General features: G+C 73.8%; 14 protein-coding genes. 8 read left to right on the top strand and 6 right to left on the bottom strand.

All coding sequences use genetic code 11. The features are described from left to right. The first annotated feature begins 8 nt into the window (after window positions 1-8). Entirely contained in the window at window positions 9-860 is an 852-nt protein-coding gene (locus EDF64_RS07260; protein ID WP_133519373.1) for a TrmH family RNA methyltransferase, read from the top strand. Here the strand turns inward: EDF64_RS07260 and EDF64_RS07255 are convergent. Genes EDF64_RS07255 through EDF64_RS07245 form a run of 3 tightly spaced genes read right to left on the bottom strand, consistent with a single transcriptional unit; the run spans window position 857 to window position 4229 of the window. Beyond that, window positions 857-2434: an AtzH-like domain-containing protein gene (locus EDF64_RS07255; protein ID WP_133519372.1), complete on the bottom strand. Its 1578-nt coding sequence runs from the start codon at window positions 2432-2434 to the stop codon at window positions 857-859. The two genes, EDF64_RS07260 and EDF64_RS07255, sit on opposite strands and share 4 nt — an antisense overlap. After that, complete coding sequence (locus tag EDF64_RS07250; RefSeq protein ID WP_243736289.1) at window positions 2431-3525, bottom strand: acetamidase/formamidase family protein; 1095 nt, start codon at window positions 3523-3525, stop codon at window positions 2431-2433. Before EDF64_RS07250 ends, EDF64_RS07255 begins: the two co-directional genes overlap by 4 nt. Further along, the gene (locus EDF64_RS07245) at window positions 3522-4229 is read right to left on the bottom strand and encodes a FadR/GntR family transcriptional regulator (protein ID WP_133519371.1); all 708 of its coding nucleotides are present in this window, start codon (window positions 4227-4229) and stop codon (window positions 3522-3524) included. The genes EDF64_RS07250 and EDF64_RS07245 overlap by 4 nt, the downstream gene beginning before the upstream one ends. Window positions 4230-4373: 144 nt before the next feature. Here EDF64_RS07245 and EDF64_RS07240 point away from each other — a divergent pair, with 144 nt between their 5' ends. The 4 genes from EDF64_RS07240 to EDF64_RS07225 all read left to right on the top strand — a co-directional run bounded on the left by EDF64_RS07240 (window position 4374) and on the right by EDF64_RS07225 (window position 8358). Then, window positions 4374-5669, top strand: a complete 1296-nt coding sequence (locus tag EDF64_RS07240) for an amidohydrolase family protein (RefSeq protein WP_133519370.1) — start codon at window positions 4374-4376, stop codon at window positions 5667-5669. Then, window positions 5662-6288 (top strand): DUF1097 domain-containing protein, encoded by a 627-nt coding sequence (locus EDF64_RS07235; protein WP_133519369.1) that lies wholly within the window; start codon window positions 5662-5664, stop codon window positions 6286-6288. Before EDF64_RS07240 ends, EDF64_RS07235 begins: the two co-directional genes overlap by 8 nt. A 69-nt stretch (window positions 6289-6357) precedes the next feature. Then, entirely contained in the window at window positions 6358-7275 is a 918-nt protein-coding gene (locus EDF64_RS07230) for a helix-turn-helix transcriptional regulator (RefSeq protein ID WP_133519368.1), read from the top strand. A gap of 249 nt (window positions 7276-7524) precedes the next feature. Then, window positions 7525-8358 (top strand): helix-turn-helix domain-containing protein, encoded by an 834-nt coding sequence (locus EDF64_RS07225; protein ID WP_133519367.1) that lies wholly within the window; start codon window positions 7525-7527, stop codon window positions 8356-8358. Between the two features lie 128 nt (window positions 8359-8486). On the opposite strand, the gene EDF64_RS18135 is transcribed toward EDF64_RS07225, so the two are convergent. Next, entirely contained in the window at window positions 8487-9173 is a 687-nt protein-coding gene (locus EDF64_RS18135) for a hypothetical protein (protein WP_166645642.1), read from the bottom strand. 224 nt (window positions 9174-9397) lie between these two features. Here EDF64_RS18135 and EDF64_RS07210 point away from each other — a divergent pair, with 224 nt between their 5' ends. Beyond that, window positions 9398-10675, top strand: coding sequence for an NAD(P)/FAD-dependent oxidoreductase (locus EDF64_RS07210; protein WP_133519364.1), 1278 nt, complete (start codon window positions 9398-9400; stop codon window positions 10673-10675). A gap of 21 nt (window positions 10676-10696) precedes the next feature. After that, window positions 10697-11377, top strand: coding sequence for a hypothetical protein (locus EDF64_RS07205; protein ID WP_133519363.1), 681 nt, complete (start codon window positions 10697-10699; stop codon window positions 11375-11377). Between the two features lie 39 nt (window positions 11378-11416). Here the strand turns inward: EDF64_RS07205 and EDF64_RS07200 are convergent, their stop codons facing one another. Then, entirely contained in the window at window positions 11417-11776 is a 360-nt protein-coding gene (locus tag EDF64_RS07200; RefSeq protein WP_133519362.1) for a UBP-type zinc finger domain-containing protein, read from the bottom strand. 134 nt (window positions 11777-11910) lie between these two features. Next, on the bottom strand, window positions 11911-14763 hold the full coding sequence (locus EDF64_RS07195; RefSeq protein WP_133519361.1) for a helix-turn-helix transcriptional regulator: 2853 nt from the start codon (window positions 14761-14763) through the stop codon (window positions 11911-11913). 247 nt (window positions 14764-15010) lie between these two features. Between EDF64_RS07195 and EDF64_RS07190 the strand changes: the two genes are divergently transcribed. Then, entirely contained in the window at window positions 15011-16237 is a 1227-nt protein-coding gene (locus EDF64_RS07190; protein WP_133519360.1) for an MFS transporter, read from the top strand. Window positions 16238-16288: the final 51 nt, after the last annotated feature.

The raw sequence follows: 16288 nt of genomic DNA, 5'->3' as shown, positions 1-16288 counted from the left end.
CGAGCCCCGTGCACGCCGTCCGCATCGACTCCCTCGACGACCCCCGCCTCGACGACTTCGCCCGGCTGACGGACGTCGCGCTCCGCCGGGTCACCGAGGTCGAGGGCGGCCTCTACATCGCCGAGTCGAACACCGTCATCGAGCGGGCCGTCCGTGCCGGACACGTGCCCCGCAGCGTGCTGGTGCAGGAGAAGTGGCTCGACAGCGTGATGCCGCTCGTCGCCGAGCACGACGGACCGGTGTTCGTCGGCCCCGACGCCCTGCTCGAGGAGCTCACCGGCTTCCGCATGCACCGGGGTGCCCTGGCGGCCGTGCAGCGTCCGGTCCTGCCGGAGGTCGCCGACGTGGTGCGGGACGCGAAGCTCGTCGTCGTGCTCGAGGACATCGTCGACCACACGAACGTCGGCGCGGTGTTCCGGAGCGTCGCGGGCCTCGGCGCGGACGCGGTCCTCGTCAGCCCGCGGTGCGCCGACCCGCTGTACCGCCGGAGCGTCCGGGTGAGCATGGGCACGGTCCTGCAGGTCCCGTGGACGCGCATCGGCGAGTGGCCGGCCGCCGGCGAGGAGCTCCGCGCGCAGGGCTTCCACCTGGCCGCGATGGCGCTCACCGACCGGTCGGTGGACCTCGACGCGTTCGTCGCGGACGTCCCGGAGAAGGTCGCCCTGGTGATGGGCACCGAGGGGCAGGGCCTGACCGACGCGGCGGTCGCCTCGGCGGACACCACGGTCCGGATCCCGATGTCCCACGGTGTCGACTCCCTGAACGTCGCCGCGGCGAGCGCGGTGGGTCTGTGGGCGGTCGCCCACGCGCAGCGCTCGCGGTGGTCGGGTGCGACTGCCGGGAGGCGCGGCTCGGCCTAGTCGCGCAGCATCCGTCCGGCGGTGCGCACGATGGTGCGGTCCGTGCCGGCTGCACCGACGAGGCAGACCCCGACGGGGGCGTCGTCGACCGTGAGGGCCGGTGCACTCACCGCGGGGAGGCCGCCGACGCTCGCGAGGCTCGTCATCGCCGTGGTCGCGGTCCGTGCGCGTTCGAGCGTGGCGGTGTCGGCGGTCAGTGACGGTGCCGGTCCCGGCGCGGTCGGGAAGAGGAGCACGCGGCCGACGACGGCGCGGCGGATCGTCGCGCGCAGGTCCGCGAGTCGTGCGACGGCGGCGGCGACCTGCTCGGGCGGGTTCGCGGCCGCGGCGGCGAACCGGTCGCCGACCACGGTGCTCAGCGCGCCCGGGTGTGCGGCGATCCAGGGACCGTGGGCGGTGGTGGCCTCGGCGGCCTGCACGAGGCGCATCGTCTCGCGCAGCTCCTCGAGCGGTGGGATGCCGAGCTCGGCGAGCGTCACCTCGTCGAGCGTCACCTCGGCGACGGCGCCACTGCCGTCGGTTCCGGCGACGGTGCCGACGAGGGTGCGGAAGGCGGCGCGGGTGGCCGGTTCGGCGGCGTCGACGAGGTCGGTGACGACGGTGACGACCGCGGGGGAGTCGTCCTCCGTCAGCCGGGGTGCCGGGACCGAGGCGTCGAGGACCCGGAGGATCAGGTCCGGGTCGCGGGTGAGCCAGCCGACGGTGTCGAACGACGGCGCGAGCGGCAGGAGTCCCTGGCGGGGGACGGCGTCGTGGGTCGTCCGGAGGCCCCAGAGTCCCTGGTACGAGGCGGGGACCCGGACCGATCCCGCGGTGTCCGTGCCGAGTCCGATGTCGGCCATCCCGAGACGGACGGCCGATGCGGAGCCGCTGGACGAGCCTCCGGGCAGTGCCGTCGGGACCGCGCCGTTGGGCGGGGTGCCGTGGTGCTCGTTCCGCCCGGTCAGGTTGTAGGCGAACTCGTCGGTCCGGGCGATCCCGCGGATCGACGCGCCCGCATCGAGGAGCGCCGCGACGGCTGCTGCGGGCACGGCCTGCGGCGTGGACTCGCGCAGGTGCGTCGGGTTGCCGGCCCCGACCGGGTGGCCGGGGACGGCGTAGAGGTCCTTCACGGCGACGGTCGTGCCGTCGAGCGGGCCGGTCCCCGTCGCGGGGAGCAGCGGGTCCCCGACGGCGCGCCAGATCGTCGGGTCGAAGGCCCGGGGGCGTCCGGTGACGTGCGCTGCCGCGATGCGCCAGGTGCCGTCGGTGCGTCGCCACAGCTGGGTCTGCAGGCCGTTCCCGCCGGCGGTGAACCCGGACACCGAGACGACGAGGGCGAGGTCGTCGGCGAGGGGTCGGACCTCGACGCGGGTGAGGTGCCGCTCGGCCACCCCGCCGCGGGCGCCGCGGAACGCGCTGATCGCGTCGTGGCCGACGAGGAGCCCGCGGTCGTCGCCGCGGAGCGTGTCGGGTGCGCGGACGAAGGCGTCGTCGAGGGCGTCGAGGTCGTTCGCCATCAGGGCGGCCTCGTACGCGTCGAGGGCGTCGAGGAGGCCGTCGGGGAGGTGCTCGGCGGTCGGTTCGGGGCTCATCGGGCTCCTTCGAAGTCGCTCTTGCGGATGCGGGCGTGGGCTCCGGTCACGAGGTCGACCACCTGCGAGATGTTGAAGTCGGTGGCGGCGCTGAGGTAGGCGTACGCCAGGTGCGGCTCCATGCCGTGGCGCGCGCCGAGGATCGCGACGGCGTGCCGGACGCAGGCCCGCACGGCCTCGTCGAGGTCTGGGTCGAGACCGGTCGGCACGAGGTACTCGTGCGTCTCGACGAGCGGCCACACGAGGTCGCCGAACTGCGTCGCCGCCTCGCCGGCCGGCGTGAGGTCGAAGCGGACGGTCGCGCGGAGGGAGGCCTCCATGGCGGTGAGCGCGACCTCGCCGTCACCCTGGGCGAAGTGCGGGTCGCCGACGTACGCGAGCGCACCCGGCACGAGGACCGGGAGGTGCAGCTGCGCGCCGACCTGCAGCAGGTTCACGTCGATGTTGCCGCCGTGGCGGCCGGGCGGGACCGAGTGCAACCGGTCGCCGGGGGTCGCGACGCCCATGATGCCGAGGAACGGGGCGAGCGGGAACCGGGCGAAGCGCTCCCGCGCCGACGTGAGGGGGATCCGCCCCCAGGTGCCGTCGTCGTCGGTGACGACGTCGGCGAAGACGCTCACGGTGCGGCCGTCGACCGGGTACTCGCCGTGCAGGGCGCCGCGGCCGTGCCGGTTCGACACCACGCCGTACGGCACGCGGGGGAGCGTCTCCACGACGGTCATGGTGAGTACGTCGCCCGGCTCGGCGCCCTCGATCGCGATCGGCCCGGAGACGACGTGCGGCCCGTCGTGCTCCGGGTCGCGGCGGCCGGTCCGGGTGACCGCCACGGCGTCCTCGAGCACGGACTCCGGCGCCACGCCGTGCCGGGCGAAGAACGCCAGCGGGTCGCTGCCCTGGTCGGGGAGGATCCCCTCGTGGCTGACCGTGTCGATCGTCACCTCGGTGCCCGCCGGCACGGTGAGGGCCGGTCGGGAGTCGCCGTTCGGCAGCCGCCCCCAGGCCACACGCTCGGCGTCGACGGGGAGGTAGTGCTCGGCGCGGATCGGTCCGGTGCCGGGCTGGAGCGGGGTCACGGGTGCTGCTGCGGTCACGGGTGGTGGGTCCTCTCGACCAGGTGGGCGACGTCGGTCAGGTGGTCCGCCATCGCCTGCCGGGCGGCGGCCTCGTCGTGCCGGCGGATCGCGTCGTGGATGCGCTGGTGCCACTCGAACGAGGAGCGGCGCCCCCGGCTCGTGCTGTGCGACTTCGCGCGGACGTCCTCGACCCAGCCGCTGCTGAGCTCGCAGAGCGACACGAACAGCGGGTTGCCGGAGGCCCGGGCGACCTGCACGTGGAAGGCGACGTCCTGCGCGAGGGACTCGGCGGGACTGAGGCCGGCGTGCGTCGACGCGAGGACGCCCTCGAGCTGCAGGAGGTCGGACTCGTCGGCGCGGCGGGCGGCGAGCGCGGCGATCTGCGGTTCGACGAGGGCTCGGAACTCCGACACGTGCTCCGTCTCGGACGGGTCCCGCTCGGACCGGTCTCCGTCGATCAGCCCGAGGACCTGGGCGGCCTCGACCGACCGCGGCAGCACGACGGTGCCACGGCCGGGGGTGCGCGAGACGAGTCGGCGGCGCTCGAGTTCCTGCAGGGCCTCGCGGACGGTCGTCCGCGAGACGGCGAGGTCCTCGGCGAGGGTGCGCTCGGGTGGCAGCTTGTCGCCCGGGGACAGCTCGTCGAGCACCAGGCGTCCCAGGTGTGCGGCGGTGGCCGCGCTGAGGGTCCGTCCCCGGTGGAGGGTGCGTCCGCGTTCCATGTGCAGAACCCTAGGGCGCGTTGGTCCGCTTGGTTCATTGGTACGACCATCTTTTACACGGCTGTCACACGGGGCGGCGCAGCCCGAAACACGAGGGGCGGAGGGTGGTCCGGGTCAACCCGCAACGATCAGGAAGGGGTCGACATGGACCTGGTCCTCCGGAACGCCCGACTCGTGGACGAGCCCGCGCTCGTGGACGTCGTCGTGGCCGGCGGGGTGGTCGCGACCGTCTCGCCGAGCGACTCCGTGCCACGCGCCGAGGCACCCGACGGGGTGGAGGTCGTCGACTGCGCCGGACGCGTCGTCGTGCCCGGGCTCGTCGAGGCGCACCTGCACGTCGACAAGGCCCTGCTCGACCGGGAGCGTCCGAACCCGGACGGCACGCTCGCCGGCGCCATCGCGGTCACCGGTGAACTCAAGCGCGGGTTCACCCACGACGGCGTCCGCGACCGGGCCCGTGCCCTGCTCGACCAGGCCGTGACGAACGGCACCACGCTCGTCCGCGCCCACCCGGACGTCGACCCGATCGTCGGACTCCTCGGGGTCGAGGTCCTGACCGGGCTCCGCGACGAGTACCGGGACGTGCTCGACCTGCAGATCGTGGCGTTCCCGCAGGAGGGCATCCTGAAGGCGCCGGGGACCCTCGAACTCCTCCGCGAAGCACTCACCATCGGCGCCGACGTCATCGGCGCCTGCACCTACAACGAGGTCTCGCTCGCCGACTGCCACGCCCACGTCGAGACCGTCCTCGACCTCGCCGAGGAGTTCGACGTCCCCGCGGACATGCACGCCGACTTCGCCGACGACACCGCCGACCCGCGGTTCGCGCTCGCCGGGCACGTCGCCGACGCCGTCACGGCCCGGGGACTGCAGGGCCGGGTCGCCCTCGGACACGTGACCTCCGTCGCGAGCATGTCGTCGGCCGACCGCGCCGCGCTCTTCGCCCGGCTCGCCGCCGCCGACGTCGCGGTCGTCCCGCTGCCGGCGACCGACCTGCACCTCGGCGGACGGAACGACGACGCCGACGTCCGCCGCGGCGTCGTGCCGGTCCGCGAGCTCTGGGCCGCCGGGGTCACCGCCGCGTACTCGTCGAACAACGTCCGGAACGCGTTCACGCCCTTCGGCAACGCGGACCTGCTCGACGTCGGGCTGCTGCTCGCACAGGTCGGGCACCTGTCCGGGCCCGACGACCTCGCTCGTGTGCTCGCGATGGCCACCACCGGAGCCGCCCGCGTGGTCGGGATCGCCGACCGGTACGGGATCCGCCCCGGCGCCGACGCCGACCTCGTCGTGCTGTCCACCACCGACCCGTCCGGCGTCCTGCTCGACCGGCCGGACCGGAACCTCGTCGTCAAGCGTGGCCGCATCGTCGCGCGCACGGTCCGCACCACCACTCTCACCCGCAGCACCACCCCGATCGAGGAGTTCAGCCATGCGTGAACGGATCCCCCACGAGATCGTCGCCTCCGTGCTCGCCGGCGCCACGGCGTTCATCGGCGGCACCGCCCTGAACCTGCCCACCTGGGCGATCTTCATCAGCTGGGCGGCGATGTTCCTGCTCGGCGCGAAGCCGACCCTGCGGAACGCCACCCGCCTGTGGGCGACGATGCCGATCGGCTCGGCGTTCGCGCTCGTCATCGTCCTCGTCGACCAGCAGCTCGGCACCGTGCTCGGCGAGGGGCAGCTCGCGAAGAACGTCGTGCTCGGCGTCGTCATCCTCGTGTTCAACTCCGCGCTGATGTTCACCGGCCGGGTCCGGGCCTTCGCGCTCGTCCCCGGGATGTTCCTCGGCTTCGCGTCGTTCTTCGCCACCTACTTCGGCGGCTTCGGGTTCGCACCGGGCAACCTCTGGGCCGCGTGGGTCTCCGTGGTCGTGATGAACGCCGCCGGACCGGTGTTCGCGTACCTGTCCCGCCGGTGGACGTTCCCGCGCCGGACGTCGGCCGCCGACGCGACCGGACCAGGAGCCGGGGTCGGCACCGGCCACGAGGCGGACGCGAGCGACGCCGAACGGGCCGCCACGCGCCTCCCGGCCGAACCGGAGACGAGCCGCGTGTAGGCGGGGCCGCCGTCGGGACGGGTCGATCGACGCACCCCGCGGAGGACGCCGGGCAATAGGCTCTGGACAGTGACCCGGGAGGGGAGGACCAGCGTGTACCTGCCCTTCGCGCGTCGTGAGGACGGCCGGTTCCCCGGCCGCAGCGTCGCCGTCGTCGAGAGCCGCCGGATCGGCCCGGTGACCGTCACCCGCACCCGCGCACCCACCGCGTCGGACCCGGACGAGTACGCCTACGTCGACCCGGGCGACGCCGTGGTCTGGGCGTTCATCGCCTCCGGCGCCATCACCGTGCGGCGGTCGTCGAGCGAGACCGTCAACACGGCCGGCACGCTGAGCGTGGACCGCATGCAGCGCATCCACGAGTTCGGGGTGACGCCCGGGTTCGTGGCGGTGTCGGTGCGGATGGAGCGGAGCGCGCTGCACCTCAGCGGCAACGAGCTCGACGACCTCACCGACGGTGTGTTCCCCCTGACCTCCGGCGTCCCCGTGATGATCGCGTCGGTGGCGACGAGCGTGCTCCGGTCGGACCTCGGGGACGGGCGGGACGCGGCGAGCGAGGCGGCCGCCGGGCAGGCGCTCATCGCGCTCGCCAACGGGTTCGCCGTCGACGCGACCGTCCGGCAGGTCCCGGCGGACGCCGCGGCGCTCGCGCTCCGGATCCGGGCGAAGCGGCACATCGACCTGTTCTCGACCGACCCCGGCCTCACCGTCGGAGCCGTCGCGAGGGCGATGCAGGTGTCGCCGCGGACACTGCAGAAGGCGTTCGAGGGTGAGGACGCCGGGCCCGGGCGCCTCATCGCCGAGTCCCGGCTCCGGCGGGCGGCGGGGATGCTCCGCGACCCGGAGCTGCTCGACCACGTGGGGGTCGAGGCCATCGGGCGGCGGGCCGGGTTCGGTTCCGCGTCGAGTTTCAGTCGGGCGTTCCGGGTGCGGTTCGGGGTCGGGCCGCAGGAGTACCGGGCCGGGCGGGGGCGGGACGGGTCCTAGCGGGGCTTGCCTGGCTCGGTGGCTGGGTGGCTGGGTGGCTCGGTGGGTCGGTGGGTCGGTGGGTCGGTGGCTCGTTTGCCTGGTGCTCGTTTGCTGGGTGATCGTTGGTTCGGGTGCTTGCCGGATCGCGCAGGGGGTCTTGTCCGATCGCGCCGCGCTCGTCTCGGTCGTCACCCCGGGGCGGGACGATGAGCGTCCGGCCCCCTCCCAGCGGGGACCGGCCTCGTTCCCCGGTGAGAAGGAGCCGAGATGCCGTCGCACGCTTCCCTGGTCGGTGAGTACCTCCGCGCACGGCGCGACCTGACCCAGCCCGAGGACGTCGGGCTCCCACGTGAACCGAACCGGCGCGTGCGCGGGCTCCGCCGCGAGGAAGTGGCCGCCCTCGCCGGCATCAGCGCCGAGTACTACCTGCGGCTCGAACAGGGCCGAGACCACCAGCCCTCCGACCAGGTGATCGTCTGCCTCGGCCGCGCGCTCGCGCTCGACGACGTCGCCGTCGCGTACCTCCGCCGCCTCGCCCGACCGCCCATCGGTCCGCGACGACGGGGCCGCAACGCCGCCGACGAACCCGCGATCCAGCGCCTGCTCGCACGACGGTCCGACATCCCCGCGTTCGTCGTGGACGACCGGCTCGACGTGGTCGCCTCCAACCCCCTCGCGGCTGCCCTCAGCCCGAGCATGCAGGTCGGCGCGAACCGGCTGCTCCGGATGTTCACCGAGGTCGACCGAGACGCCTACCCGGACTGGCGGTGCCGGGCGCAGGAGATGGTCGCGGTGCTGCGGCGGCGCGCCGACCCGACCGACCCGCGGATCCAGGAGCTGGTCGGGCGCCTGTCCATCGGGGACGCGACCTTCGCCGACATGTGGGCGCGGCACGACGTGCACGTCTACACGTCGGGCACCTGCATCGAACACGTGGAGCCGTTCGGGTCGATGGAGTTCGAGTGGGAGGACCTCGTGATCCCCGGACACGACGGGCTGACCGTGAACCTGCTCTACGCGCCGCCGGGGTCGCCCGGGGCGGCGGTGCTCGCGTACCTGACCGAGGTGATCGCGCTCGGTGCGGGCGCCGTCGGGCGGTGAGGGGTTCCGTCTGACTGGTGCCGCCGGACGGGTGCTGTCGGACGGGTGCCGTCGGGCCCGTGCCGTCGGACGGGTGCTGTCGGACGGGTGCCGTCGGGTCGGTGCCCCCGGGCCGTGGCCGGGGGTGGTCAGTCTCCGGCGGTGACGGTCGTGCGCAGTCGGTCGAACGCGCGGTGCGACGACGGGGCGCCGGCGGGTCGCCAGAGCAGCAACCGGAGCGCGAAGTCGTCCGGGATGAGGAGCTCCTGGAAGGCCATCGACAGCGGCCCGACCGACGCCGGGGCGAAGCGGACCTCGCCGGTGCGCGCCGGCCGGCGGTGGTCGTGTGCCCACGTGCGGGCGAAGAGGATGCTCTGCGACGACAGCTCTCCCACGAGGCGGCGGAAGCCGTCGTCCTCCTCGTGCTGCTCGAGGGAGTCCCGGAGCATCGCGGCCACCTGCGCGATCGTGTCCAGCCGTCCGGTCCCGGCGGCGCGCCCGTCGGTGTCGGGTCGGTACGCGTCCGTCCCGTCCGGTTCGGTCCGGTCCGTGTCTGCCCGGTCCGTGTTTGCCCGGTCCTCGTCCTCGTCCTCGTCCTCGTCTTCGTCTTCTTCCTCGTCCTCGTCGACGTCGTCGTCGTCGCCCGACGGTCCGAGGAACGCGTACCTGGCGAGGTTCACACCGGGACGGAACGCCCCGGTGAGCGCCTGGGCGAGTGGGTTCGACGTGACCACGGTGAGGTGTCGGTCGGTGACCACGGCAGGCAGGCACCCGAGCGAGACGACCAGCTCGCGGACACCGGCAGGGGCGACGCCCTCGGCGCCGTTGCGGCTCATGCGAACACGGTAGCGCCGTGCGGTGCACCGGAGGGTGGCCCTCGGAGGACCAGTGCTCGGCCGGGCACCCGCCCCGGAGCCCCTCCCGGCACCTGGACGGCGGGCACGGACGGACCGGGGGCCGGTGGGTGACGCCCGGCCCGCGCGCCCCGCGCACCGCCCGGTCCTGAGAGGGCCACGTGCGACCCGCACGGTCCTCTTTATCGTGGCGGTCAGGAGGACCCATGACCGACTTCCCCGACCCCGGGCCGGAGCTGCCGTCACGGCGCATCCGGGTCTACGGGCGCGAGTTCGACGCGAGCGCGCACGCGATCACGGACTTCCTGTCGCGCTCCGTGGTGCACTTCGACTGGATCCCGCTCCGCACCGACACACAGTCCGTCGAGGTCACCGGGGACCGGCTGGCCGACGCGACCCTGCCGGTCGTCGTGTTCCCGGACGGCGCACGGCTCGTCGCCCCCGACCTCCGCCAGGTGGCCGACCGCCTGGGCTGGATCCACGCTCCCCGCCGAACCGAGTACGACCTGTCGATCTACGGCGCCGGCCCCGCCGGCCTCTCCGCCGCCGTCTACGCGGCGTCCGAGGGGCTCCACGTCGTCCTGCTCGAGCGCGACGCCGTCGGGGGACAGGCGGGCTCGAGCAGTCTCATCGAGAACTACCTGGGGTTCCCGGACGGCATCCCCGGCGCGGACCTCGCCGAACGCGCCCGCGAGCAGGCCGTCCGCTTCGGCGCCGAACTCCTGCTCATGCGCGAGGGGATCCGGGGCGCCTTCCACGGCGACCGGATCCACGCCGACCTGGCCGACGGCACCCGGGTCGTCGCCCGCGCCAACATCTGCGCCACCGGGGTCGAGTGGCGTCGACTCGGCCTCGAGCGCGAAGACGACCTGCTCGGCCGCGGGGTCTACTACGGCGCCGGCACGAGCGAAGCCGACCGGTGCGCGGGGGAGCAGGTCTTCGTCGTCGGGGGAGCGAACTCGGCGGGGCAGGCCGCGATGAACCTCTCCCGCTCAGCGTCGCACGTGACGATGCTGGTCCGGGGCGACTCCCTGTCCTCGACGATGTCCGAGTACCTCACCAGCAGGATCACGCAGGCACCGAACATCTCCGTGCAGACCAGGAGCCGCGCGACCCGCCTCATCGGCGACGACCGACTCCGGTCGATCGAGGTCACCGACGGCTCCGGCGCCGCCGACGAACGACCCGCCACCCGGCTCTTCATCTGCATCGGCGGGCAGCCGGACACCCGCTGGGCCGCCGACACCGCCATGATCCGCGACCGCCTCGGGTACCTCGTCACCGGCCCCGACCTCGACGCCGTCCCCGGAGCCCTCGACGCATGGCCCCTGGCGCGCCGCCCGTACCACCTGGAGACCAGCGTGCCGGGGTCGTTCGCCGCCGGCGACGTCCGCGCCGGCTCCGTGAAACGCGTGGCCGCAGCCGTGGGTGAAGGCGCCACCGCCGTCACCCTCGTGCACCGCTACCTCGCCGAGACCGACTGACCCGCACCCGGAGGACCGACGATGACCGACGACGCCGAGCCCTCGCTGCCGACCGCAGCCGAGTCGGCCGACCACCTCGACCGACCCGCCGCCTTCTTCAGCGCACTCCTCACCGAGCACTTCGTCCTCGAGAGCGCCCGGAGCATCACCGTCAGCGAGTCGAGCAGCAGGTCCTCGCTGTACCTGACCACGCTCTCCAGCTCACTCGTCGCGTTCGGCTTCCTCGCCCACACCCCGTTCGCGCTCGGGTTCCTGGCAGCCATCATCCCGGTGATCGTGCTGCTCGGTGTCTTCACCTACGAACGACTGGTGGAGACGTCGCTGGAGGACGTCGCAGCGCTCGCCGCCATGCAGCGCATCCGCCGCTACTACGGTCGCCTGCTGCCGGGAGCGGGCACCTACTTCACCATGCCCCGCGGTCGGCACGCCGCGAACGAACTGCTCGACATCGGCCGCGCACCGTCCTGGTACCGGCTGCTCTTCACGATGTCGTCGGCGGTCGCGTTCGTGAACTCGATCGTCGCCGGCGCGGGGGTGGCGATCCTGATGGACCAGCTCGGCGCCGCCGACCCCGGCTCGATCGTCTGGGGTGTGGTGGCGACGGTGGCGCTCGCCGCGGCGCACCTGGCGTACCAGCGCCGGTCCTACCGCACGGCGCACCGGCTCATCGCCCAGGCCGAGGCGCTGGACGAGTGGAAATGAGTCGGGCGGAACGGACGCGCCGAGGCGGTCGGAGCGCGCTCAGGGACGCTCGGCGAGTTCCTGCACCCAGTCGGACGGGACGCGGTCGGCGGGTCCGGGGACGGACTGCCGCCGCGGGTGGCTCTGCGGGTCCGCCAGGCGTGGCCCGGTCACCGTCTGCAGGGTCGCGAAGTCCCAGAACCAGTCCTCGCCGGGCTCGAACGACTGCATGACCGCGTGGCCGGTGGTCTCGTAGTGGGCGGTGGCGTGCCGGCCGAGGGAGTCGTCGCAGCAGCCGATGTGGCCGCACGCCGCGCACCGCCGGAGGTGCACCCACCAGGAGCCGGACGCATCGCACTCCACGCACCCCTTGCCGGAGGGCGGGACGGAGGCGTCGATCGTGTTCTCGGGGTTCGTCATGCGGGAACGATGCCCCACCGCGTCGTTGCTGCGCGTCGGTCGTTCGACTGCACTTCGGTCGTTCGACGGCGGTCGATCACGACGACGGCTGCTCGGTCACGACGCCCGTGCCCGGTCACGACGCCCGTGCCCGGTCACGGCGATCGCTGCGCGTGGAACCTGGCGGCCAGCTCGCGGCGTGAGGAGACGCCCCACTTCGAGTAGACGTGGCGGACGTGACTGATCACGGTGTGCGAGGAGATGAACAGGTCCGACGCGATCTGCTGGGTCGTGAGCCCGGCAGCGACGCGCTCCACCACCTGCTGCTCCCGCGACGTCAGACCGCCCTGGGCCTGGTCCGCGACGACCGGCCTGGTCGTCACACCCACGTCGCGGAGCCGCCGTCGGACGCGCTCGACATCGCGGGTCGCGACCGCGTCCCCGAACAGGGTGACGGCCTCCTGCCAGGCGTCGACGGCGGCCGTCGGGTCCGCCGCCGCGGCCAGGCCTCCGAGGTCCTCCAGCGCCGACGCGAGCACCAGCGGGCGTCGCACGCGCCGAAGCCGGAGCACGGCCGCGCGGAGGCTCTCGACCGACCCGTGCGCGAGACCGTGCACGTGCAACGCGATGCCCGCGGCGATGTCGTTCTCCGGGTTGGCCTCTGCGCGGGCGCGGGCGACCGATTCGATCCGGCCGACCCGGTCGCCGCGTCCCGCTCGGAGGGAGAGCCGGAGCAGGTGCACGTCGTCCGCGAAGTCCGCCGGGCTCGACATCGACGCGACGGGGTCGCCCAGCGTCTCCCACGCCTCCTCGGTCAGGGTCACCGCGTCGTCGACGGCGTCGAGGGTCTGCGCCTCGAGCGCGAGCAGCCAGGCCCCGGCGCGGTGCAGCGCCGGGTTGGCCCGGAGGTCCTCCGCGAAGTGCCGGTACCGCTGCACGGCCGGGCGGTCGGACTGGACGAGCGCGATCCGGAAGAGGACGGACCCAGCGGTCAGGTCCGCGAAGCCGCCGAGCTCCAGGTCCTGCGCGATGTCGAGCACGGCTTCGGCGACCGTCTTCGCCTCCTCGAGTTCGCCCTGGTCGAACAGCACCCGCGTCCGGAGCATCATCCACGATGCCGACGCCCGAGCCAGGTGGTTGTTCCTCGTCTCGAGTGCGTTGGCCTCGGCGATGCGGCCCGCGCGCTCGGTGTCGCCCATCCCGTTCACGAGGAAGGCGACCCAGAGTCCCTCCGGCAACCACGCCGTCGCCGCTGCCTCTGCTGACCCGGCGATCCGGCGCATCGCCGAGGTGATCAGCCTTGTGGCGTCACCGAAGCGTGCCTCGTTGAACGCGAGGACGGACTCGCTCGCCTCGAGCGTGGCGATCGCCCGTGGGTCGGGACCGATCCGAGCGGCCTCCCGCGCCTCTGTCAGGGTCGTCCGGAGCGCCTCGTGGTCGCCGGCGTGGGCGAGGTTGAGCGCCCGCAGCGCGAGGAAACGGGTCCGGGCGGCAGCGGGCAGTCCCGGCAGGTCCAAGCCGGACTGCACGGAACGCAGTGCGTCGGACGTCGAACCGTCCGTCTGGAGCCGTGCGATCGCGAGCCGGAGCCGTGCGTCGTCGTCGACGTCGAGGTGCCCGTCGACGCACGTCGTGAGCGCGCGGGCTTCCTGTACCCGGCCGCTCTGCCAGAGCAACGGCAGGACGTCGGCGACCAGTCCGGGAAGGACCGGCGTCCCGCGTGCGACCTCGGCCGCGCGGAGCGCGAGCGTGCTCGCCTGGTCGGCGTCCGTCTCGGCGAGCTCCAGCGCCGCGGACCGGAGGAGGTCGGCGGCCTCCACGTCGCCGGGTCGGGCGACCGCCGCGACCCGGGACGCGACCGTCAGCGGCTGGACCCCCTGGCGGAGCAGGGCCGTCACGCCCTGGCGGACGAGTGCGTCCCGAGCGGCCGCCGGGATCATCGACTCGGCGACCTCACGGATCACGTCGTGCCGGAAGGAGAGCACGCGTCCCTCGTCGACGAGCACACCGGCCGCGAGCGCCTCCTGCAGGTCGGGGAGCAACCGGTGCACGGGCTCGCCGAGCACCGCGGCGAGCGCCTGCACGTCGAAGGTGCGTCCCAGCGTCGAGCCCACCTGGACGACCTGCCGTGCCGAGCTGGACAGCCGACGGAGGGTCTCGCGGACGGACGCCCCGAAGGCTGCGGGGAGCGCGGGCGACGGCAGCGTCGCGACGCCGTCGTGGAGGTCGACCAGGTGCTCGTCGACCAGCCCGCGGACGAGTTCGACGATGAGGAGCGGCACGTTGTCGGCGCGCCGGGCGGCGTCGAGCACCGACCGGTCGGGGACGGCGTCGAGCAGGTCACCGATCACCACGGCGGTGGCCTCGTCGGTGAGTGGCTGCAGGTCGATCACGCGGCCCCGCGTCGCGAGCTCCTCGACCGTGGCCGCCACGGACGGGTCCTGGTCCTCCGAGCGCACCGCGACGACCCACAGGACCGGCACGTCGGAGAGGCGAGCGGTGAGCGACCGGAGGACGGCCAGGGAACTCGTGTCGCACCACTGCAGGTCGTCCAGGACGACGACGACGCCGGTGGCCGAGGCGGCGCGTTCGAGGTCCTCCTGCAGCTGCTGGAGGAGCCAGTACCGCGACTCGGGGTCCCCGGCGACCGCTCCCGACCGACGCGTGTCGAAGATGGGGCGTGGTCCGGTCCCGAACGCGTCCAGAACCGGAGCGAGTGGGATGAGGTTGGCGTCCCGGTCGGTGCGCGCGACGGCGAGCCGTGCGCCCGCGGCGGTGGCCCCGGCGATGGCTTCCTGGAGCAGACGCGACTTCCCGATGCCCGACGGCCCCCGGACGACGATCACGTCACCGGCGCCGGCTGCGAGGCCGAGGATCCCGGCGGCGATCCCCGCCTGTTCGGCGGCACGACCGCGGAGCGGCGGCTCCGGGTGTCGACCGGGGAGTGCCGGCGGGGCGAACGGGCCCTCTCGCACGGCATGCTCCTCGTTCGTCAACACGGTGTCCACCAGTCCTCCTCGGGTGGCGAGAGTCTATGGACCAGGTGTGGACTGGCGACTGGCCCTGTCACTACCCCAGCGGGACCGACAGGGGCGTGGCGGGGCGGGTCGCGGGGCCCGCTTCCGCGCCGGATCGGCCCCGGCGGGTGTCCGGCGTCCCCGGGCGACGCCGACCCGGCCGGAGGGTGGCCCCGGCAGGACCACGACGAGCCGTTTGACGCTTGGGGTCGGGCGCGGCGGTGTGCAGGCTCGTCCCATGACTGCGTTGCGAGAGGGATCCGCGCTGCGGCCGCTCCCGGTGGTGCGCCACGGGACCGGGTTCTGGATCGTCGCCGTGACGTTCACCGCGGTGATGGCCTACTCGACGGTGCCGACGCCCCTGTACGGCCTCTACGAACGGGCGGACGGCTTCCCGCAGTTCGTCGTGACCTTCGTGTTCGCCGCCTACGCGGTCGGGGTCGTCGCGGCGTTGTACCTGGCGGGGCACCTCAGTGACGTGGTGGGGCGTCGACGGATGATCCTGATCGCCGTCGCGGTCGAGATCGTGGCCGCGGTCGTGTTCCTCGTCTGGCCCGCGCTGCCGGGCCTCCTCGTCGCTCGCCTGGTCAGCGGGGTCGGGGTCGGGCTCCTGACGGCGACCGCGACCGCGCACCTCGGTGAGTTGCGGTCACGCGCCCATCCGGAGGAGGACGCGGCGAACGCCGTGACGGTCTCCGGCGTCGCCAACCTCGGCGGACTCGGGCTCGGCCCCCTCGTCGGTGGGCTCTTCGCGGAGTTCCTCCCCGCTCCGCTGGTGCTGCCCCACCTGGTCTTCCTCGTCGTCTTCGTCCTCGGGCTCGTGGCGATCGCGATGGTCTCCGAGACCGTCGTGCCGCCGGCTGAGCGACGCCCCTACCGGCCGCAGCGGATCGCCGTCCCGGAGGGCGACCGGGCGACGTTCGTCGCTGCGGGTGCCGCGGCGTTCTCCGCGTTCGCGGTCTTCGGGCTGTTCACGTCCCTCGCACCGACGTTCCTGGTGGTCTCGCTGCACCAACCGGACCGGCTCGTCGCCGGCATCGTCTCGTTCTCGGTGTTCGCCGCCGCGTGCCTCGCACAGGTGCTCCTGCGCTCGGTGGCGATCGAACGCCAGCTCCGGGTGGTGCTCGCGGTCCTCCCGGCCGGGCTGGTGCTCCTCGCGATCGGCGCGGTGATCGGCGCGTTCCCGCTGTTCACGGTCGGGGGAGTCCTCGCCGGCGCCGGGGTGGGGCTGCTGTTCCGGTGCGCCCTGGCCCGTGCGGCCTCGACCGCCGATGCGGGTTCGCGGGGGGCGGTCCTCGCCGCGGTCTTCCTGATCGCCTACGCGGGACTGTGCGTGCCGGTCCTGCTCGTCGGTGGTGCGCTCGTCGTCTTCCAGCCGGTCCCCGTGCTGGTCGTCTTCGTCGTCCTGGTGCTCGTCGCGGTGGTGGTCTCGGCGCTTGGGATGCTGCGTCGGACGGACGGCTAGACACCCCGGACGTCGAGACGCGCGGCGCCCGGACGTCGAGACGCGTGGCGC

Source organism: Curtobacterium flaccumfaciens (genome assembly GCF_004361695.1).
Taxonomy (GTDB): Bacteria; Actinomycetota; Actinomycetes; order Actinomycetales; family Microbacteriaceae; genus Curtobacterium; species Curtobacterium flaccumfaciens_B.
This window is presented reverse-complemented; position numbering and strand designations above follow the sequence as displayed.